Raw genomic sequence first — 20,916 nt, 5'->3', positions numbered from 1 at the left:
TCCTAGGCCAAGTCAGCCAGGATCTCGCGCAGCTCGGCGGCGGGGTCGTCGTGATTTTGGTCGACAGCCAACTGTAGCGCGTCAGCCAGGACCGGCTTTGCGGCCTCGGTATCGCCAGCTTCGAGCAAGGCCTTGCCCAGCAAAATGCGCGGCATCATCCAGTCCTCGCGACTGTCCGCACAGAACTGCAAGTGCTCCTGCGCATCGGCGTATTGCTTCTCGTCAAAGAGCGCCTGTCCGAGGCTGTAGCGGAAGAGGCTGTTGTTCGGGTCTTTGGCGACCTTTTCTTTAAAAATGTCCGAGCGGTTATTCATGAAAACAGTTTCGAGTTATGAGGGGCGAGTTGCGAGTTAAGAAACGCTTAACTCCCATTCCGCGAAGAAAGCAACCCCACTCCCAACTCGCAACCCCCAACTCGCCACTCGAAACTAGTTTCAAAAAAGACTTTTCACTCGATTGATTTAGCCTTTGGGTAAAGGCTTGAACGCCGAACGCCTGAAATCTACGCTACGCTGGCTGAAGCAAGCTAACCAGCTGGACTTTTTCCCGCTTCGCAAGCACGTGCGCGGATACAACGCGAAGACGGCGGGCTGCGACTTTCGCGCCGGGCTCAATGTCGCGCTGCTGGCCTTTCCGCAAGGCATGGCCTACGCGCTGATCGCCGGGCTACCGATTCAATACGGAATTTACGGCTCGGCGGTGGCGGCGATTGTTGCGTCGTTTTTCGCAGGCTCGCGCTTCATCACGTTGGGGCCAACGAACGCCACCTCTGTCACTTTTGCTTCGGCGATGGCGGCGCTCTCGATCATCAACGAAGAGGCGCGCGCGGCGATGCTGCCCCTGCTCCTCGTGATGATTGGCGGCTTCATGGTCGTCGGCGCCTACCTGCGTGTGGCCAACGTGATCCAATACATTTCGCGCACGGTCGTCACCGGCTACATCACGGCGGCCTCGCTGCTGATCATCGTCGGCCAGGCCAAGAACGCGCTCGGCATCACTTTTACCCCCGATGAAAAAGAGCGCGCCACGACGTTTTTTGAAAAGCTGATCGTCACCTGCCAGCACCTGCCCGAGCTCCATCTGGAGTCCGCCACGCTCAGCGCCATAACGGCCATCCTGTTCGTCGCGCTGCAAAAGAAATTCAAGACGCTGCCCAACGTCGCCATCACGATGCTGGTCGTATCCGGCATCGCCGTGCTCGCGACCAAGACGCTCAACCCGGAATTCAGCTTCGAGCGCCATGCCCAGCTGATGACCATGCAGAGCGCAATCGTCGAGGAAGAGATGAAGGAGGAAATTCTCTCGCCCGAGTCCATTCCCCCGCGTGCAGACGAATTTCCGCTCGAAGTCATGGCCGACCAACAGCGCCCCGAGGAAGAGCGTATATGGTCAGGCTCCGACATCCGCTGGCTCCAGCCCATCGACGCCAGCAATTGGCCCATCACGATGCCCAGCATCGATTTCGACTCCATCGCGCAGCTCGCCAACGTGGCCCTCGCCCTCGCCCTGCTCTGCGTCCTCGAAGGCACCAGCATCGGCAAAAGCCTCGCCGCGCGCTCGGGCGAAAAACTCGATGGCAACCAGGAAATGTTTTCCATCGGCGCAGCCAATATTGCCTCCGGTTTCTTTGGCGGCATGCCAGCCTCGGGCTCGCTGACGCGTTCCCAGCTCTCGTGGAGCAGTGGCGGGCGCACGCCGCTTGCCTCGCTAATGAACGGCCTCATGGTCGCCGCCGGCGCCTTCATCCTCGGACCGCTGATCATGTATATCCCGCAGTCCGTGCTAGCGGTGCTCGTCATCTTCATCGGCATCGGTCTCTTCAACCGCCACGCGATCAAGATCGTCACCAAGGCCACCCGCAGTGACGCCGCCGTCTTTTACACGACGTGCATCGCAGGCCTGCTGATCCCCCTCGATACTGCGATCTATCTCGGAGCCGCGCTGAGCATTATCCTCTTTCTGCGTAAGGCCGCCACGCCCGAGCTTTCGGAGTTTGGCTTCGACGACGAAGGCGGCCTCTCGCAAATGGAAGACAAGGACAAGCCACAGAATGCCGAGATCTCAATTGTCCACGTGGAAGGCGACCTCTTCTTTGGCGCTGCCGAAATTTTTGACGAGCAAATGCGCCGCGTCTCCGAGCGCGAAAACCTGAAAATAGTCGTCCTTAAAATGCGCAACGCGCGCCACCTCGACGCCACCTCCGCCATGGCGATTGAGGAGCTAGTGGGCTACATGAATGAGCGCGACCGCATCCTCATCCTTAGCGAATGCCGCGAGGAATGCATGCGCACGCTGACCAACTCCGGCATCATGGACACGCTCAACCCGAAGAACGTCTTCCCTGACAACCACGCCAACGCCACCCTCTCCACCGCACTCGCCCTCGGCCGCGCCCAGGAGATTCTCGGCGACCAAGAGGTCGACATCAAAATCTACGTCAACCCCAACAAGCGCAAGAAAGTCGGAGAGGAATAATCAACTTTGCGATGCAAAGCTTACAATTCAAAATTATAAATGCAAAATTCAAAAGATGCGAAGTTGAGCCACATTATTTTGCATTTAGAATTTATAATTTTGCCTTTCTCACGCCATGCCTGAACTCGCCGAAGTCGAATATTTCCGCCAGCAATGGGACCCCGGTATCGGCGGCAAAGTTCAAGCCATCGAAGCCAACCCCAAGGCGCGCATCTACCGCGAGTCAGCCGCCACAGTGGTCATCAACGCCTTGACCGGCGCCACGCTCAAGGCCTCCTACGCGCAGGCCAAGCAAATGCTTTTTGAGTTCTCTGGCGGACGCTGGTTGGGCCTGCATCTTGGTATGACAGGGAAGTTACTTTGCGATGCAAAGCAAGTCGAGCGGGCCAAGTGGGACCACTTCGTTTTGCGGCAGGCGAAGCGCACGCTCATCTTTCGCGACCCGCGTCAATTTGGCCTACTCAAGCTGCACATTGGCAAAGAGCCGCCCCAATGGTGGACCGATTTTCCGCCGCCGGTTTTATCCGACGCCTTCACGCAGGAAGTCATGGACGCCTTTCTCGCCCGGCGTGCAAAGTCGCCGATCAAAGCCGTGCTGCTGATGCAGGAACGCTTCCCCGGCATCGGTAACTGGATGGCCGACGAGATACTCTGGCGCGCGCAGGTTTTCCCCGAAACCAAATGCGGCCAACTCACCGCCGCGCAGCGCATTACTTTGTATCGCAATGTTCGCGAAGTCGCAGCCGACGCCATGCGTTGCATTGCCGGCGCTGGTGGCGAACTGCCGCCCGACATGAATGTCAACATCCCCGAGAGCTGGCTCTTTTGGCACCGCTGGAGGGATGGCGGCCATTGCCCCAAAGACGGCGAAGCTTTGCAACGCAAAGCAGTCGGCGGCCGCACCAGCTGCTTCTGCCCCCTCTGCCAACCCAGCGGCAGCGTGCCGCTGCACCCATAGTTTTGCCCGGTGGGCAAATGGCTTAGCGATGTATCGTGGAGGCGGTGTGTATTGGCGTAGCACGGGCGTCTCGCCTGTATACCGATTCTCATCTGACTAAAACAACACAGGCGAGCGGATGAAACTGCGGGGCGAGACGATCCGCGCTATCTCAGAGTCCTTGATTGGCTATTGGCGCAATGCGCCAATCTATGGATGCAACGGCACGTTGCCTAGTCGGCTGGGAGGGGGAAGTCGTCGCCGGTTTTGGTAATCCAATCTTGGAGTAGCGCCTTGAGCTCGCAGCGCTTTTGGTGATACCAAGTATTGAACGCGAGGTTCGTTTGCTCGTAGGGGTCCTCGTTGAGATTATACATGAGCCAGTGGCCGCTTTTCACGGCTGCATATTTCCACCCGTCACGGGTGACCACGCAACGCCAGGCATAGCCGGATTCACGGTCGCCAATTAGCTGCAGGAAGGCGCTGTCGGGCTCTTGGTGAACGCGGTCGGCGAAGTCGACTCCGGTGCGGCGATGCGAGTAATCGAAGCCTTCCATCCAGTCCGGCGTGGCGATGCCGCAAAGGCCAAGCGTGGTCGGGGCGATGTCCACATGGTTCATCAGGCAATCGTTTTTACCGGCGCGCCCGTAGTAATTCATCGGCTGCCCGCCGCCCATCAGGAAGGGCACGCGGGCCGACTCCTCGTAGGGCACGCATTTGCCAAAGGCCCCCTGGCTGCCCATCTGGTCGCCGTGGTCGGAGAAGAACATCAGGTGCGTGTCGTCGATCATTTCCTCGGTGCGCAACAGCTCCATGATGCGGCCGACGTTGTGGTCGATATTCTCAATCTGGGCGTAGTAGCCGGAGAGGTCGAAGCGGGCCTGCTCCTCGTGCTTCGCCGACACGTTGGGACGCAGCTCCAGCTGCTGCGCCTGGTAGTGGCGATGCTCCGGCGGCGCGAGGCACGGCACATGCGGCGGCTGGACCGACACCACCATGAAGAACGGTTTGTCGGAATCCTTGCGCGCCTTGATGCGCTCCAAGGCCATGTCGGTCAGGGCATCGGTCTCGTAATCAATCAGCTTGAAATGCGGGATCTCGGTGTCGCCCTCGTGGCCGTGGAGGTGGCAGTCCCACTGGCTATTATTGTTTTCGTAGCCGATCCAGGTATCAAAGCGGAAACGGTCTTCCCGGGGAACGGTCATCAGCGAGACGCGCCCTTCGCGTTGCTTAAAGCCGGCCAAGTGCCACTTGCCGAGGTAGATGGTCTCATAGCCATTCTCATTAAATGTATCGGCCAATGTCTGATAGGACGGCTCCAGCTTGTCCTCGTGAATCTTAACCGAGTGGTTGTGCGCGTAGCGCCCAGTGAGCATCGTAGCGCGAAAGGGACAGCAAAGCGGGTAGCCCGAGACGGCCTGGCTAAAGGCAGCGCCGCAAATGGCCATGTTGTCGAGATTGGGGGTAAAGACGTTCGGGTCGCCATTGTAACCCGTGGCTTGGCCACGCATTTGATCACAGACAAACCAGATGACGTTGGGCTTCTTCATGGCTATCCAGTTAGGAAAATGCCGGAGAATATGTCCAGCCGCTTAGCAGGAGAATTTTATGGAACAGGTTCATACTAATGGAATGAGCACCGCCAAAACGAGAAGTTTGCGCTTTTTCCTTTCATCCCACGCGCGAGGTGTGTTTGTTCAGCCCCATGAAAGTTTTGGTCATTGGTTCTGGTGGTCGTGAGCACTCGCTGGTCATCGCCTGCAAGAAAAGCCCCCTGGTGGACGAAATCATTGCCGCGCCCGGCAATGGCGGCATGGCGATGGACGCCGATTGCCGCCCCGTCGATGTGAACGACTCCGAGGCAATCGTGGCCTTGGCCAAGGAAGTTGCGGCCGATCTGGTGATTGTCGGCCCCGAGGCCCCGCTTGCCGTCGGCGCATCCGACGCCCTGCGCGCCGCCGGTTTTGACGTCTATGGCCCAAACCTCGATGGCGCCCGTCTGGAGGCCAGCAAGACCTTCACCAAGGACTTCCTGATCAACAACAAGATCCCCACCGCCTGGGGCGAGAAATTTACTGACTACACCAAGTCGGTCAACTACCTGAGTAACGTCGACTACCCGATCGTCATCAAGGCCAACGGCCTCGCCGCGGGCAAAGGCGTGCTGATCTGCCAAACTTTCGAGCAAGCCCAGGCAGTCGCCAAGGATATGCTCATCCAGAACGCCTTTGGCGCCGCCGGGCGCGAAATTCTCATCGAGGAGTTCATGGACGGCGAGGAAGCCTCCATCATGCTGATGGTCTCCGGCGAAGACTACGTGATGCTGCCAGCCAGCCAGGACCACAAGCGCGTGGGCGAAGGCGACACCGGCCTCAACACCGGCGGCATGGGTGCCTACGCTCCCGCAGCCGTGGTTGACGAGGCCGTCGAAAAGAAGGTCCGCGAGGAAATCATCCTGCCGACGCTCAAGGCTCTCAAGGCCGACGGCATCGACTACCGCGGCACGCTTTACATCGGCATCATGGTGCTGCCCGATGGCCAGCCCAAGGTGGTCGAGTTCAACGTCCGCTTTGGCGACCCCGAGTGCCAGATCCTCCTGCCGCTGCTGGAGCAAGACCCCGTTCAACTGATCCTCGACTGCGCCCGCGGTGAGCTCAAGCCCGAGTCGGTCCGCGTGAAGGACGAGTATTCGATGATCGTCGTCATGGCCGCCGGTGGTTACCCTGACGCCTACCACAAGGGCGACGTGATCTCTTTCCCGGCTGAGCTGCCGGACAACGTGTCGATCGTCCACGCTGGCACGGTGAAGAACGAGGCTGGCGAAATCCTGACCGCCGGCGGTCGCGTGCTCGGCGTGGTGGCCAACGCCCCCACCCTCCAGCAGGCCAAGGAAGACGTCTATAAGGTGGTCGAACAGGTGAAGTGGAAGAACGCCTTCTACCGCCGCGACATCGCCTGGCGCCAACTCGCCCGCGAAGGATAAAGTCCTTTTTAGCGGCGGCTCTAGTTTTTTAGTGCAAGGCCATCAGCCCGTGTTATAACGAAAATAACTATGTCAGAGCGCGACCAAATCATCATCGTTTGCACTGCAAACATCTGCCGTAGCCCGATGGGCGAACGCCTGCTTGCGCATGGTCTGGCCGCCGAAGAAAGTCCGGTCAACCAGCTCAAGGTCGTCTCAGCTGGCGTCTCAGCTTACACGGGCGACGCCGCCTCGCTCAACTCAGTTAAGGCGCTCAGCACCGTGGGCTTGGATCTGCGCGACCACAAGAGCCAGCAGATCAGCCAGGAAATGCTCAACCGCGCATTTGCCGTGTTCTGCATGACACAGACCCACCGCGCGCTAATTGAGGTGCATTTCGAGCACATCCCGCGGCACCTGTATTTGTTCCGCGAGCTCATGCCGCCAGACGCCTCCATTGAGATCCCCGACCCTTTCGGCCGCGACCTGGACGCCTACGAGCTTTGCCGCGACTCTATGGTCGAGGCCATTCCCAGCCTCCTCACATTTCTGCGCGAGGAATACCCGCGCTACCTCCAATCCTAACTTATGAAGATTTCCATCGGATCCGACCACGGCGGCTACGACCTGAAAACCGCGCTTGTCGCCACACTCCAGGAAGATGGCCATGAAGTCATTGACCGCGGTGCCAATGGCCACGACAGCGTCGACTACCCGGACTTCGGCGAAGCCGTGGCCAAGGACGTCACCAGCCGCGCGGCCGACTACGGCGTGCTTATTTGCACGACGGGCATCGGCATCAGCATCAGTGCCAACAAGGTCCACGGCATACGCGCGGCAGTCTGCCACAACGAAGACGCCGCCGAATTCTGCCGCCTCCACAATAACGCCAACATCATCTGCTTCGGCCAGAAATACGACACGCCCTACATGGCCTCCAAGATGACACGTATCTTCCTGGCCACTGAGTTTTCAGGTGGCGAACGCCACGAACGCCGTCTCAATAAGATTACTGCCATTGAAGATGAACGATAAGCATTTTTCCTAATCGGTCGATAGAAACGGCGTCATGTTTTTTCGTCGCAAATCCCAAGCGCCAGTCATCCCCCCGTTCAACCAGCGCGTTGCGCAGTTTTGGGCGTGGTATGCAGCGCAGGCCGAGCGCTTTACTCAGACCATCGACGCGGGGAGCTGCGCCGACCTCAGCGACGAAGTCAGCGCGAAAATGGCAGAGCTCCTGCCCGGCTTGGCTTGGGTTTTCGGCCCCGGCCCCGAGAAAAAAGGTGGACACTCCTTCACCTTGTCACCAGAGGGCAACCCACACAGGCGTTTGCTCACCAACTTCTGGCTCGCCCAGGCACCTGAGCTACCCGGGTGGACTTTTTATGCCAGCCGCCAGCCCTCGCCCGACTTTCATGGCGGTATTCAGTTGGAAATCGCCGGCCAAAAAATCAGCGCGGAGGAAATCTGGGTCACGCTCCACCCTCAGCGCGACACCCAGCTGATCAACCTCTCGGCGTGGCACCCCTGCTTCAGCGAGCTGCCCGAAAATGCCGCCTATCAAATCATTTTCATCCTGCTCGACGAGGCCCTCGGCGAGGACGCCGTGGAAAACCATATTGGCGACATCCACATCAGCAACGACAAGCTCGCCAAATCCGTCCCCATCCACGAGCTGCGCGAAGAGGTCGAGTCCATCTGCCAAAACTGGGAAGCCCCCGATGCCCGCGGCATCTACTCCACCTACCGCCTCCCCGCGCCGGACAACAGCTTTATCCGGTCCGACACCCTCGTCGGCAGCACCCGGCATCGCCCGCTCATCAACGAGTTCCTGAGCGAGGGCGGCCGTATCGCCGAAGACCCTATTGCCGGCACCGGCGCGCAATTCACCTTTCTGGCCTTCGACACGGATTCCCTGCCCAAGGGCGAGGAAGACACCCTTCGCGGCGGCCTCGAAGCCGCCATCGATGAAGCGCTCACAGCCGACCACGCGGGTGAAATCCTCGGCGGCGCCATGGGCCACAATTCCACCTACGTCGACCTCCTCCTCTTCAACACGACCGAGCCAACCATCGAGCGCATCCGCGCCATCACCCAACGCTTCGGGCTGAAAAACCCCGCGCTGTATCCCTTCTTCAAGTGCGACGGCAAGCCGCTGCACCTACTATAGGCGGAGGAATTCCTGTAAGCCAATTACCCGCGCACAGAATGTCTGGACCGAGTGCTTTTCCGCACCAGCCGCATTGGGTTTTCGCTCACAGGCTTCCAATTTGCCGCGTCGCTTACGTCAACGGCTCAATGCGCAACGTGACGATTTCGTAGGGCTTGAAACGCACCTTGGCACCACTGAGCGCCTCGCCGACGCCGCTTTCGATGATGTCCGTTTTGAACAGCTTCACGTCTTCGCTGAACTGGAATTCCGCGACGCCGCGTTGGCCCGATGCCTCATGCAAACGCACCAGCCAGCCGCCTTGCTTCGACGGCTTGACCCACGCGGGAATGAGTGTTTCACCGCCAGTAATCGACTCCAGGCAGCTCGGCAACGCCTTACCTTGGTAGGCCACTGGCGCAGTGAAGAGCGTGTCCGCGAGCATCGCGGGCTGACGCTCACGCGGCAAAGCGGAGTCGTAACGGCCGATGCTCAGCTCGATCGAATGCTGGCCCATGTCACTGCACGTCGGCAGGTCCTTGAGACGCGTCAAATGTGCAGGCCAAGCATTGCCGTGGCCACGATCATAACCGGTCACCTTCGGGCTGCGCACGAGGCTCAGGCCGATCACGCCATCGCGCACCGTGGCACCGTATTTCGACTCTGTCACGACAAACATGCCTTCGCGCTCGCCTTCGTCGAAGACAGCCAGGTAGCGGCTAAACGGCAACTCCCACATGGCTTCGGCCAACATGCCACTGGCCAACTGCGGACGCAGCACGCTACCGAACGGCGAGCCAAAGCGGGCGTTGGCGGCGGCGTATTCCGTGGGAATGAGCAGCTTGATCAAGCACTCCGGCTCCTGCCAATCCAGGTCCACGCGAATGTCGACCAGCGGGCTGCCCGGCTCGAGCAAGAAGGTCACCGTGGCTTCGCTAGCTTGGCCGACCTTGCGGGTCACGGCAAAGCCGGCGCGGACGCCTGCTTCCACCGTCGTCACGGTCGGCTTATTGCGGCAAATTTCGCCCAGCGAAAGCACGTGGCGGTCGATGTCCCACGCTTCGAAATTCGCCGCGACATCGGCATAAATTTCCAGTTGCCCCAACGGCGCGCTTAGCGGCACATCGACGCCTTCCCAGCTCAGGCGATCCACCCAGCCAGCGGCATTCAGGTGAATCTCAACGAGGCCGTTGCTCGCAGTCTTGCCCTTCACAGTCACTGCTTCCGGCGACTCGATCACGGCTTCAGCAACAGGCTTGCCACTCACCGGCGGCAGGCTGACGTAAGCAGGCTGGCCAGCGACATCCACCCAACGGCGGACCTCCACGGCGTGCGGGTTGAAGAGGCAGTCGGTGCCCTTACCCGCCAGCGCCTTACCGGCGGCGGCGAGTTGCTCGGCGGCGTGGCCATCGAGCTCCGGCAGGCCTTCCAAATAAACGTCCCACACCGAGCTGCCCGGAATGTAGTCGTGGAACTGCGCGAACACGAGGCGCTTCCACGCGGTTTCCATTTCCCAGGTTTTACCCGTGACGGCCGAGACTGATTCGGCGACTTGCATTGCACGCTCGAGGCCGCGGAAGCTGGCCTTCAGGTTGCCATGCGTCGTGTAAGTGCCGCGATGGTATTCCAAATAACACTCGCCCTGGTGGGTCGGCAACTGGTCGCGAACGCCGCTCAGTTGATCAAAGAAATTCTCAGGCTGATCCCACTCGATCGACGGCATGCCCGGCAGATTGCCGAGGCGACGCGCGCGCTCGAGCATGGAGTCCGTGGCGCCACCTCCGCCGTCGCCGTAGCCGGTCGGCAGCAGGAAGCTATCGAAGATCGCCGCCTGCTGGTTGGCGTTCATCGGCGCCTTCACGTGGCTGATCTCCATTTGGGTCACGTAACCGGAATCCTGCGTCACGTGCGCGAGGACTTCCGAGCCGTCGTTGCCCTTCCAGATGAAGCTGCTGTGGGGGAAGCGGTTGATCGCATTCCATGTCATCTTGGTGGTGAAGAAATAGTCCACGCCGGTCTGCTGCATAATCTGCGGCATGCAGGCCGAGTAGCCGAAGACGTCGGGCAGCCAGGTCAGCTTGGACGGCTCGCCAATGATTTCCACAAAGCCCTTTTGACCGAGCACAAAGCTGCGGGCAAGTGCTTCGCCGCAGGCAATCAGCGTGTCCGACTCCACATACATGGCACCGGTGGCCTGCCATTGGCCGGACTCAATGCGCTTCAACGTGCGCTGGTAGAGACCGGGCTCGCGGCGGGCAATTACCTCATAACTTGCGGGCTGACTGTAGGCAAAGCGGTATTCAGGATACTCGTCCATCAGACGGTCGGCCGTGGCGAACAAGTTAACCGCCTTGAGTTCGCCCATGCGCTCAGGCCAAATCCAGACGAGGTCCAGGTGCGCGTGACCAGTCAGCACGCAACGGGCAAAAGTCTTGTCGGCCTTGAGGCTCGCGTAAACGTCGGCCAAGCATTTGCGCATCGCGGCAACGCCCTTTTGGTCGAGCGCATCGACGGCGGCATCCATGCCCGCGAGCAGCTTGCGGTAGGCCGGCGAATAGCTGTCGACCACCGGCTGGAGGCCAGCCCCGCTGAGCGGTGGAATGAGCGGATTTTCGCGAACACGTTGATCCATCGCCAAGTCCACGAGGCACTTCATGTCGTGGTAGGCATCCCAGGCTTCGTAGTCGCGAGCCGCCAGCGTGGCACCTTCAAAGTAGCTGCCCTTCTCGCCCATGCCCGCTGCTTCCGGGTGCCAGATTGCGCTTTGAATGCAGCTCGACTGAACCCACAGCTCAGTCGCTCCCTTGGGCAAACGGCAGTAGCGGTGGGCCACGTTGAAGCCGAAATGCGGCTCGTCGTTCACGTAAAGCGTCGCCTCCCCCTGATCGCGCCAGATCAACCAGCTGTTGTCATCTGTCGGCTCATCCAGAATCACACGGCACCAACGCTGGTCGAAGAGTTTGCCCCAAAACGACGCCCGCGGTGCCTTGGTCATTTTCAGGCTCTTGGCCTCGGCCAGTGTCACCTGCTTTGGCGAGGGCTTCGAGGCCTCAACTTGGAGCGGACGCTGGTTCGCCCAGATGGCGTTTTCCAGCCTTTGAGCAGCCGCGTTAACACGATTGGGGATCAGTTGGGGGAGGTGATGTTTCGGAAGCATATCGATGGTAGATAGCTTATCAGATTCCGCAAAACATATCTTGCGCCGCCAAGGTAATTTTTTACGCTGACTTGATGCGTCATCTTTCCACGCATGACTGGCCTAAAGCTTACGGCTGCACGTATGAAGTCTGGGACTATCAGTTTACGGGACATCCGCACTTGCATAGCCAAGACTACCATGAATTCTTCTGGATTGAGGGAGGGCGCGGCAAGCACGCGATCAATGAGCAGTCACGCCTGATGGAAACGGGCTACCTCGCCCTGATCCGCCACGACGATATCCACGGGTTTTCGGCGTGGGATACCGATGGGCGCACCAGCCTTATCAACTTCGCCTTCCCCTCCCGCCTATGGTATCAAATTCGCGATACGTTCTTCCCGGGCAAACCAGTTTTCTTCGACCAGCCCGACATCGCCGATCGCGAATATCAAATCGGCCTCGATGAGCGCGAACGCCTCCGCCACCTAGGCACAGATCTCGCCGCAGGTCGGTTAACCACGGGCAACGCAGCCGCCTTTCTCCACGGCTCACTCTCTATGCTCGCCAACCACGTGAACAACCAAGCGCAAATCCCGCAAGGCCCCGAGTGGCTGATCCGCGCGGTGCGCAAGATTGAGTCCTGGCCGTATTTCGTGGGCGGTGTCCCGGAGTTTGTCCGCATTGCTGGGCGTAGCCACGAGCACGTGAGCCGTGATTGTCGACGACTGCTCAACACCACCCCGCGCGACATCGTCAATCGCGCGCGCATCCAATGGGCGAGCATCCAGCTTGAAACCACGACGAAAGAAATCGTCGATATCGCGCACGAATGCGGCTACGAAAACCTGGGCCACTTCTACAAAGTCTTCAAGCAACAGCTCAACACCACCCCACGCCAACATCGCCTTAAAAACGGTATCCCTAGCTTCCCCTAGAAAGCCCTCACTAATTATTGGATGCAGGCAAGAATCCCACACTATAGGGCAAGCCCAATTTAGAGCAGTTTTTAGGGCATCCGATTAAAGGGGACTTCGAGATCTATTGCTGCGATGTGAGAGGATTCCCCCCCTCGCGAAGCGTATTGAGCCAGAGGCTTTCAACCACATAAAATGGCTTGTGCGGATTCACCTTGGTCGATTTATGGCCGGCCGACGGCATCGATACAAGCTCGACCGGGCCTTCGATTTCGTTGGCGACAGCAAAAACACCACTCGGCGGGCAAGTGATATCCGCCAAGCCCAAGCCGATGAGCGTTGGGCACTCGATTAGCGAGCTGAAATTGACGACATCATAATATTCGGCCGCCTTGCGCACTGCGGTCTTATCCTTGTTTTCCACCGCGTTATACCAGTTGGGCCAACCCGGCGCGCGGCCTGCCATTGGTCCATTGAGATCGCAGCCCGCTGGAATCTTGGCCAGGGCCGCCGTGACTACATCATTACACAACGCCGCCGTAACCAGCGTTTGCATGCCGCCTTGGCTCGAGCCGACGACAACCAGGATTTCCCCATCCCAGTCATCACGCTCCTGTAGATAGCGAACCGCCTGATAGCAGCTCAAATACATGCGCAAGAAGTAACTCGTTTCACGATCGTCGTTGCCCTGCGCAGTGTAACCTTTCAGCGGCCCTTTGGACTTCTGGGCGTAAAACTCCTTGTTTTCGTAAACCGGCAGATCATGCGCAAGAATGTTCAGCGTCAGCCAGCCGTCAGCTGCACGATTACAAGCCCAGGGCTTTTGCAGCGGATAGACCCCCGCCCATTGCACAATGAGCAGCGCCGGTAATTTGCCCTCAGCCTTCTCCGGCCTTGCCAATTGACCACGGACCTTGGTGTCGTTGATGTTGTCCAACGTCACTTGCCAAAGCTCAACACCGTCCTTGGTCGATTCTTCGGGAATTAAGACAGGATTAAGCGCCACGGAGTCGGCCATTGCCTTTTTAGACGCCCAAAATTCATCAAAGTCCGCCGGTCGCTCGATACTGGGTGCCAGTTCTTTTGGCGAAAACGCCGCACCGGAATTACCCTTCACGTCGCCTGACTGTAGCTTCAGTAGCAGCGTCCCGGGCTCCTGCTTAGTACCGCTGATCGAGGCCTTTCCCTGTGAATCCAGTGGAATCTCGCCGCTAAACCACTCGTCCAAGCCATTGAGTAAAATGCGATAGTGCGCAGACTTGGGCGCTGCCTCACCCTCCTCCAAATTCACGGTCTCAATCGACCAAATGACGCTTTCACCCGGCTGATAAATGCCATCCTCACGGTCCGTTCGGATCTTAAATTCAGCCGCCCAGAGCGAGGAATAAATGGCCGTCAAGCCAAGCGTTGCCAACAGGGTTTTCTTTAAGGGCACATGCATATCACCATTGAGCAACCTCACCTCACCAACTTCAACAAAAATTGTAAACTGCTGAAGTGATGTAGGATCAGAAACAGTGCACCCAGCAAAATTGTGCCGATCTCCAAGCTAGAGATAACATGAAGTTGCCGGGTCCAGCACTTGCTCAACCCGGCAACTTCATGTTATCTCTAGTATTCCGGTTATCCAAATTGACTGGGCGTGCATCAGACGTTTTTACGGGCAAATGGAGGTGTAGCATGCCGTCTGCACCGATGTGAGCTTGAAGCTTTATCACCTAGAAACTGCGCTGATCCGCTAAATCCGTGTCGTAGTGTAGCGTGGATGCCGGATCACAAAGCAGCACCCCTGCCCCTTCGTCTCTTCCAATTCAACTGTAGCGCCGAGCCGTTGGCACATTTTGCGGACGATGTAGAGGCCGAGGCCGCTGGAGTGTTCGCCACCGCTCGGGCGAGAAGAAAGTGGACGAAATTTTTGGAAGAGCAATTCGCGCTCGCCTTCCGGAATCCCGGGTCCCGCGTCGCGCACGCGCAATTCAAATTCCTCATTCGGCGTGACAGCTGTTTCGATCGTCACTTGACTGCCCTGCGGTGCGTATTTGATCGCGTTGTTCACGAGGTTATTCAGGCAAATATCCATCCACTTACTGCGCGTGAGGATTCCCTGCTCGGCGCACTTATCCAAGTGTAATACAAGCTCGATGCGCTTCGCCGCAGCCCGAGCTTGAAAACGCTCCTGCACATCCACCGCCAAGCGATTCCACGGACAGGGCTCCAACTCCACCGGCCCGTGGAAGCTCTCAATCGAACTAACATCAAGCAAGTCACCAATCAACTCCAGCATCTGCTTACCACACTTTCGAATATCGCTCAGAAGCTCACGGGCCTGAGTATCGTCTCCGCGCAGCCCGTCTTTCATCAAATCGGCTAAACCAAAAATATTACTCAAGGGCCCACGCAAGTCATGCGCAACAATCCCCAAAAAGTCGTCCTTCTCGCGATTCACCATGGACAATGCGGCATTGGCGTCGGCCAGCTCTTGGGCAGACAGCTCAAGCTCATGCTTCTGCCTTTCGATTTCCACATTCTTCGAGGAGAGCTCTTCATTGCGCACCTGTAGCCGCTTTTGGTGCAAACCAATCGCAGAAATGCACATACCCGACACAATGACCGTGATGACCAACGCCAGGAAGATGTTAAACGTTAACGTATTACGCAGGGGCGAAAGCAGCTCGTCCTCTGATTGTTCGACCATCAAATACCAATGCAGTTCCGGCACCCATCGACTGTTGAGGAAATACGTTTTGCCGTCCCGCTGATAGCTCAGCTTACACTCCTCCTGCGTTGCCAGCAAACCACCGACCTGAGCAGCAAGTCCCGGTATCTCAGACACGTTGTCAAACGCCGCCAGTCGGCTGTTACTCGGACTCAACACGATACGACCATCAGCGCCGACAAAGAAAATCTCTCGATTGAAGCGAGCCTCGTAGTCCTCAATCATGGCGTTAACGCGGTTCACGGTGAGCCCAGTGCCCGTAACACCAATGAAGTTCTGTTCGTAATCGTAAACGCGGTAATTCACAAAGACGGTTAAGGCGTCGTTGTTGGCCATATCGACATCGACATTGATCTCAAATGGCTCATCGATTTCACGGACACGGAAATACCAAACATCGCGCGGCTCTTGCTCATCCACCTGTTTCAAAATCCCGCCCCAATAGTAGTAGGTGCGCGATTCCTCCGAGACAAAAAAGCTCGTCACGGTTCCGTATTCTCGGCGAATTTCGTCCAAATAGCGGCGCAACTGATCCGGATCCTGCTCGCCCGAGATCGCCCAATCACGCAGAAAGGCGTCATTGGCCATCATCGACGAGATAAAGGTTGGCTGCAGGAGATCCCGCTGAATGACCGAATAGATGTTGTCCGAAGTCAAGGGCAACGAACTTTCAGTAATCGTCTCACGCACATTGGCGCGAGATACATAGTAGCTACTGATGCTATTGGTCAAAAAACCAATCAGCAAAAGCATGCATACAATCCATACCAAACGGTATCTGGCAAACCCGGTCATTGAGACGGCATGAAGTAAAGCCTCTCAGATATCAACCCACATATTAACCACAAATCATACTTAAAGCGTTTAAAAATGATCTAAGTCTCTAACAATCTAAGACTTATTAACTCTGAATAAAATTAGAGCACTCTAGTAATTTTAGCGTCCAAAGGACATCGCTATCGAAGTATTTCAAATATTTTTCAAATATCCATTTGAAACTTTCGTTTAATATGGTTGTTTGACGGAGTGATGACCATCAAAACCAAGAAGTCGGAGGAAACCTGCGAACGCCTGCTCAAGGTCGCGGCGGAGCATTTTGCTGCCCAAGGTTACCGCCAGGCGCGCGTGGCTGACATCTGCCACGAAGCCGAGGCCAACCAGGCCGCGGTCAGCTATCACTTTGGCGGCAAATATGAGCTCTATGAAAGCAGCCTCAAGCACGCGCTCGAAATTGCCAGCGCCAAATTCCCCCTCCCCTGCGACGAATCCCTGCCCCCCGAAGAGCGCCTGCGCCAGTTCCTGTCTGCCGCCTGTCGACGCATTTTTGACGAATCCGAAGGCAGTCTCTTCCCTAAAATGATGGTCAAGGAAATGGCCGAACCGACCGAGGCCCTCGAAACCATTTTACGCGACCTCGTGGCAAAAGAGCGCGACATCATCATCGGCATCGTCCGCGAAATACTCGGTCCCAAAGCCACCGAAGAGGACCTCATACTCAGCCACCTTTCCATCGTGGCGTTGTTCCAGTTTTTCAATTTCAGCCGCTCAATTCGGCAAATGCTCCAGCGCAAATTACGCAAGGAGCCGCCCAACATTGAGCATGTGATCCAACACACTGTAGGCTTTGCGCTGGCTGGCCTACACCACAAACAAGCGGAGATCGCAGCCCGTGTGTAATAAACTCCTCACTCTTTCTGCAGCCCTGGCACTCGGCGTTTTGACCGGTTGCCAATACACGGCGCAAACGCCCAGTGCGTCCTCGCCGCAAGCCTTGCCTGAGAGCTACGGCGTCACGCACGACAGCGTGACCGACGCGGCTAGCGAAACGACCTGGTGGACCTCGTTTGAGCGCCCGGATTTGAACGACCTCGAAGACCAGGCGCTCGCGGACAACCTCGACCTCGCCGAAGCCTGGGCCCGCCTTCGCGCCGCGCAGGCGCAAGCCGTGATCAGTGGCGTCGGCCAATACCCTACCGTCGACGGCACGGCTAGCTGGAGCAAAGGCTACGAAGGGAATTCCACGCGCACCGGCTCCACGGAGCAATGGACCCTCGGCGCGGGCGTCGGCTACGAGGTCGACCTGTGGGGCCGCATTCGCGCCCAAGCCGAGAGCGCCCAATCGCTCGTCAATGTAAGTCAATTTGATGTCCAGGCAACCGCCCTCACCCTCAGCGGCGATGTGGCGGGATCCTGGCTGAACATCCTCGCGCTGGCCGACGGCATGCGCCTGCTTGAGCAACAGGTCGCGACCAACCGCACGCAACTGGAGTTGGTTCTGCTGCGGTTTGGCAACGGCCAGGCCAGCGCCTTGGATGTTTATCAACAGAAGCAGCTCCTCGCCAGCGCGGAGACCATCGTCCCGCAAGTGGAGCGGCAAATCCGACTCTATCAGCATCAGCTCGCGTTGCTCCTCGGCCAGCCGGCCGACTGGGAGTTCGCCGTGGACAGCCTTAGCATGCCGACCATGCCCCCTGCCCCCACCACGGGTGCGCCGTCCGAACTCCTGCTTCAGCGCCCGGATGTCCGCGCCGCTTATGAGACGCTCAACTCCGCCGAGTGGAACGTAGCCGAAGCCCGCGCCGACCGTTTGCCCAAGGTCACCTTGAGCGTCGACGCCACCACGACCGCTGGCGCCTTTGCCGATTTGTTCGACAGTTGGTCCGCCTCGTTCCTGGCCGGTCTTGCGCAGCCGCTCTTCGACGCAGGTCAACGTCAGGCCGAAGTCGAGCGCCAGCTCGCCCTAGCCAAGCAGTCGCTCTTGCAATACCGCACGACGGTCCTTACCGCCTACAAGGAAGTGCGCGACGCACTGGTTAAGGAGCAGTGGTATTACGCCGAGCTTGCAGCGATGGACCGCCAGATGGACGCCGCGCAGCAGGAGTTCACCGAGGCGCAATCACGCTACCTCAGCGGCCTCACGAACTACCTAGACGTCACGTCCTCCCTTTCTTCGCTCCAATCCCTGCAACGTGAGCGCATTGCTCTGCTCGCCGACTTACTGCAATCCCGCATCGATCTGCACCTCGCGCTCGGTGGCGACATACCGCTGACCAACCCGCAACCCGAGCCCATTCTTTCGCCCGAAGACACGATCCCGCTCGTGCCCGTCTTTGCCGAGCTGCTCGAAAACGACGACGCTCAAGAAACCACGACTTCCGAAAATTAACTGCCATGTCCGACCAACCTTCCACCACTAAGAAACGTTTTCCCTGGCGTCGCACCATTGCAATCGTCGCCATCATCGGCGTCTGCGCCGCAGTCTGCGTCGTCCTGATCGAGACAGGCCCGAAGGCCACCCGCAAACCGCCGGCGCCGATGCAGGCCAATGTCAAGGTCCGCCCACTGGAACGCACGAACGAGCAGATCATTGTCAGCGCGATGGGCAGCGTGATCCCGATGCGTTCCATTTCGCTCAGCTCACAAGTCAGCGGCGAAGTCACCGAGCTTGGGCCCGATTTCTCGGAGGGCAACCACATCGCCAAAGGCCAGTTCATCGTTAAAATTGACGACCGCGATTACCAGACCGCACTCGCCAGCGCCCAAGCCACGCTCGACTCCGTCATGAGCGACATGGCGATCGAGGCAGGCAACCAGACCATCGCCAAGCGCGAGTGGGAGCTCATTCAAGAAGCCAGTGAAGTCGCGGGCGTTGATTCCTCGCTGGCTCTGCGACAGCCGCAGTTGAAGTATGCCGAAGCACAAGTCTCCATGGCGCAAGCCGCCCTCGAACAGGCCCAGACCGACTTGGCCCGCACACGCATCACCGCGCCGTTCAACGCGATTGTGCTGGAGAAAGGCGTCGACCTCGGCTCTTACGTTTCGCCGCAAAGCGAAGTCGCCAGCCTCGCTGGCACCGACACTTATTGGATTCGCGCTGCGGTGCCGAAGTCTCAGCTCCAATGGCTCACCGTCCCGGCAAGCGATCAAGACACGGGCAGCACGGCCCGCGTTTACCCGACCGCCAGCAAGTCCGAGTTCCGCATTGGCAAAATCATTTCGCTCCTCGGCGACCTCGATCCCGACGGCCGCATGGCCCGCGTGATCATCGCCATCGATGACCCGCTTTCACTCAAGGCCGAGAACGCCGGCCAGCCACCACTACTTCTCGGCGACTACTTACGTGTCGAAATCCTCGGCCGCGAGATGAACGATATCTACAGCCTGCCCCGCGAAGCCTTCCGCGATGGAGGACGCGTGTGGTTGGCTGCCGCCAACGATCAGCTTGAAATCCGCCCCATCACACCAGTGTGGCAAGGCGACGAGTTCGTGATTGTCGACCAAGGTTTGGCCGACGGCGAGCGCCTCGTCCTCAGCAACCTGGCAATGCCGACCCCCGGCCTGAGCCTCGTCGTCGCTGACGAGGATGGCAACGTGCTGTCGGCTGCGCTGCCCACCGAAAGCAATGGAGGCGATTCATGAGTCATACTACAAACGAACCCAGTAAAGGCCGCGTGATCTTTCTCGCGGCGCTGAGCGCGATGCCGCCTTTGTCGACCGATATGTATTTGGTCGCCATTCCGCACTTGGCTGAAACCTGGTCCGCGCCCACGAACATCATTAACCTGTCACTCGTCCTATGGTTCGTCGCGTTCAGCATCAGCTTGCTGGTGTTCGGATCGCTGTCCGACCGCTGGGGCCGCCGACCAATCATGCTGGGCGGGCTCGCGCTGTTTGCGTTGGCCTCGGCTCTGTGCGCCATGGCGACGGGACCTGTTCAGTTGATCGTCTTCCGCGTCCTGCAAGGCATTGCCGCAGCGGCTCCGTCCTCCATGACGATGGCCTACTGCCGCGATAATTTTGAAGGGCACGCCCGGCAAAAGCTACTCGCTTGGTTGGGCATCATCCTCATGGTCGCGCCGATGGCTGCGCCGTCGGTCGGTGCCTTCATCATGCACTACGCGCCCTGGCAGACCATCTTTGCGCTCCTCGCCGCTTACAGCGCCAGCATGCTCGTGCTATCCTGGTTCTACTTTGAAGAGAGTTCAACAACTCGCGAAACCGGCGGCGCACTCAAAGCGCTCAACCGCTTTGTCCGCCTTTCGCAGAACCGCAATTTCGTCATCGCCAACTTCAGCATGACGCTCATTGCGGCTCCGGTTCTGGGCTACGTGGGCATCGCCAGTGTGGTTTATATCGAGCACTTTCATTTGAGTGAAGCTACTTTCGCACTGCTCTTTGCCGCTGTGCCGATGAGCTCAATGGTCGGCGCATTCATCTGCACGCGCCTGCTCAAGGTCTACAGTGATCGCACCTTGATTCAATCCAGTCTGATCGGCTGCGTCCTCGCCAGCATTGTGCTGCTTTCGATTGGCTCGCTGCACGTCGCAGCCTTTGTCATCGGCATGAGCATTTTCGGGTTCTTCACCGGCGTCAGCCGCCCGCTGACCAACCACCTCGTGCTCGAGCAAGTCGACCGCGACATCGGCGCGGCTTCCTCCACGATCATCTTCACGCAATTCATGGCGGGCGCCATTTGCATGGCCTTCACCACTGGAGGCTGGTCATGCCCCATCGTCGCGCTCGGTTTCTTAATGCTGTTAATGCCCGGTGCCGTATTACTCGGCTGGCCATTCATCCAACGTCGCTTGCAATTCACGCCCGCACATCAAGCCGCCTAAGCATAA

The 20,916-nt window shown here is 58.5% G+C and carries 16 protein-coding genes; 11 read left to right on the top strand and 5 right to left on the bottom strand.

Annotated features, from left to right (window positions below; translation table 11 throughout):
* Window positions 1-2 precede the first annotated feature (2 nt).
* Window positions 3-314 carry a molecular chaperone DnaJ gene (locus RBB62_RS12805; RefSeq protein ID WP_309399297.1) on the bottom strand — a complete coding sequence of 104 codons (312 nt, stop codon included), beginning with the start codon at window positions 312-314 and terminating at the stop codon, window positions 3-5.
* Window positions 315-480: 166 nt separating this feature from the next.
* Here RBB62_RS12805 and RBB62_RS12800 point away from each other — a divergent pair, with 166 nt between their 5' ends.
* Window positions 481-2,475, top strand: a complete 1,995-nt coding sequence (locus RBB62_RS12800; RefSeq protein WP_309399296.1) for a SulP family inorganic anion transporter — start codon at window positions 481-483, stop codon at window positions 2,473-2,475.
* Window positions 2,476-2,590: 115 nt separating this feature from the next.
* Complete coding sequence (locus RBB62_RS12795) at window positions 2,591-3,433, top strand: Fpg/Nei family DNA glycosylase (RefSeq protein ID WP_309399295.1); 843 nt, start codon at window positions 2,591-2,593, stop codon at window positions 3,431-3,433.
* A 212-nt stretch (window positions 3,434-3,645) separates the two neighbouring features.
* Here RBB62_RS12795 and RBB62_RS12790 read toward each other — a convergent pair whose 3' ends face one another.
* Window positions 3,646-4,962, bottom strand: a complete 1,317-nt coding sequence (locus RBB62_RS12790) for a sulfatase family protein (protein WP_309399294.1) — start codon at window positions 4,960-4,962, stop codon at window positions 3,646-3,648.
* 155 nt (window positions 4,963-5,117) lie between these two features.
* Here RBB62_RS12790 and purD point away from each other — a divergent pair, with 155 nt between their 5' ends.
* From purD to RBB62_RS12770, 4 genes are all read left to right on the top strand, one after another.
* Window positions 5,118-6,395 (top strand): phosphoribosylamine--glycine ligase, encoded by a 1,278-nt coding sequence (purD, locus tag RBB62_RS12785; protein ID WP_309399293.1) that lies wholly within the window; start codon window positions 5,118-5,120, stop codon window positions 6,393-6,395.
* A gap of 69 nt (window positions 6,396-6,464) precedes the next feature.
* Window positions 6,465-6,959 carry an arsenate reductase/protein-tyrosine-phosphatase family protein gene (locus RBB62_RS12780; RefSeq protein ID WP_309399292.1) on the top strand — a complete coding sequence of 165 codons (495 nt, stop codon included), beginning with the start codon at window positions 6,465-6,467 and terminating at the stop codon, window positions 6,957-6,959.
* A 3-nt stretch (window positions 6,960-6,962) separates the two neighbouring features.
* Window positions 6,963-7,409, top strand: coding sequence for a ribose 5-phosphate isomerase B (gene rpiB / locus RBB62_RS12775; protein WP_309399291.1), 447 nt, complete (start codon window positions 6,963-6,965; stop codon window positions 7,407-7,409).
* 34 nt (window positions 7,410-7,443) lie between these two features.
* Window positions 7,444-8,544, top strand: coding sequence for a hypothetical protein (locus RBB62_RS12770; protein ID WP_309399290.1), 1,101 nt, complete (start codon window positions 7,444-7,446; stop codon window positions 8,542-8,544).
* A 112-nt stretch (window positions 8,545-8,656) separates the two neighbouring features.
* Here the strand turns inward: RBB62_RS12770 and RBB62_RS12765 are convergent, their stop codons facing one another.
* On the bottom strand, window positions 8,657-11,680 hold the full coding sequence (locus RBB62_RS12765; RefSeq protein WP_309399288.1) for an alpha-mannosidase: 3,024 nt from the start codon (window positions 11,678-11,680) through the stop codon (window positions 8,657-8,659).
* A gap of 74 nt (window positions 11,681-11,754) precedes the next feature.
* On the opposite strand from RBB62_RS12765, the gene RBB62_RS12760 reads away from it, so the two are divergent.
* On the top strand, window positions 11,755-12,597 hold the full coding sequence (locus tag RBB62_RS12760; protein WP_309399287.1) for a helix-turn-helix domain-containing protein: 843 nt from the start codon (window positions 11,755-11,757) through the stop codon (window positions 12,595-12,597).
* A 103-nt stretch (window positions 12,598-12,700) separates the two neighbouring features.
* On the opposite strand, the gene RBB62_RS12755 is transcribed toward RBB62_RS12760, so the two are convergent.
* Both RBB62_RS12755 and RBB62_RS12750 read right to left on the bottom strand, forming a co-directional pair.
* The gene (locus RBB62_RS12755; RefSeq protein WP_309399286.1) at window positions 12,701-14,011 is read right to left on the bottom strand and encodes an acetylxylan esterase; all 1,311 of its coding nucleotides are present in this window, start codon (window positions 14,009-14,011) and stop codon (window positions 12,701-12,703) included.
* 303 nt (window positions 14,012-14,314) lie between these two features.
* On the bottom strand, window positions 14,315-16,045 hold the full coding sequence (locus RBB62_RS12750) for a sensor histidine kinase (protein WP_309399285.1): 1,731 nt from the start codon (window positions 16,043-16,045) through the stop codon (window positions 14,315-14,317).
* 276 nt (window positions 16,046-16,321) lie between these two features.
* On the opposite strand from RBB62_RS12750, the gene RBB62_RS12745 reads away from it, so the two are divergent.
* From RBB62_RS12745 to RBB62_RS12730, 4 genes are read left to right on the top strand one after another with little or no spacing between them, the layout of a single operon-like run.
* Window positions 16,322-16,969 carry a TetR/AcrR family transcriptional regulator gene (locus tag RBB62_RS12745; RefSeq protein WP_309399284.1) on the top strand — a complete coding sequence of 216 codons (648 nt, stop codon included), beginning with the start codon at window positions 16,322-16,324 and terminating at the stop codon, window positions 16,967-16,969.
* Window positions 16,962-18,458, top strand: a complete 1,497-nt coding sequence (locus tag RBB62_RS12740) for an efflux transporter outer membrane subunit (protein WP_309399283.1) — start codon at window positions 16,962-16,964, stop codon at window positions 18,456-18,458. Before RBB62_RS12745 ends, RBB62_RS12740 begins: the two co-directional genes overlap by 8 nt.
* 5 nt (window positions 18,459-18,463) lie before the next feature.
* On the top strand, window positions 18,464-19,711 hold the full coding sequence (locus tag RBB62_RS12735; RefSeq protein WP_309399282.1) for an efflux RND transporter periplasmic adaptor subunit: 1,248 nt from the start codon (window positions 18,464-18,466) through the stop codon (window positions 19,709-19,711).
* Entirely contained in the window at window positions 19,708-20,910 is a 1,203-nt protein-coding gene (locus tag RBB62_RS12730) for a multidrug effflux MFS transporter (RefSeq protein ID WP_309399281.1), read from the top strand. The genes RBB62_RS12735 and RBB62_RS12730 overlap by 4 nt, the downstream gene beginning before the upstream one ends.
* Window positions 20,911-20,916: the final 6 nt, after the last annotated feature.

Source organism: Cerasicoccus maritimus (genome assembly GCA_031296935.1).
GTDB classification, from domain to species: Bacteria; Verrucomicrobiota; Verrucomicrobiia; order Opitutales; family Cerasicoccaceae; genus Cerasicoccus; species Cerasicoccus maritimus.
The sequence above is the reverse complement of the archived record's forward strand: the minus strand, read 5'-3'. Positions and strand labels throughout refer to the sequence as shown.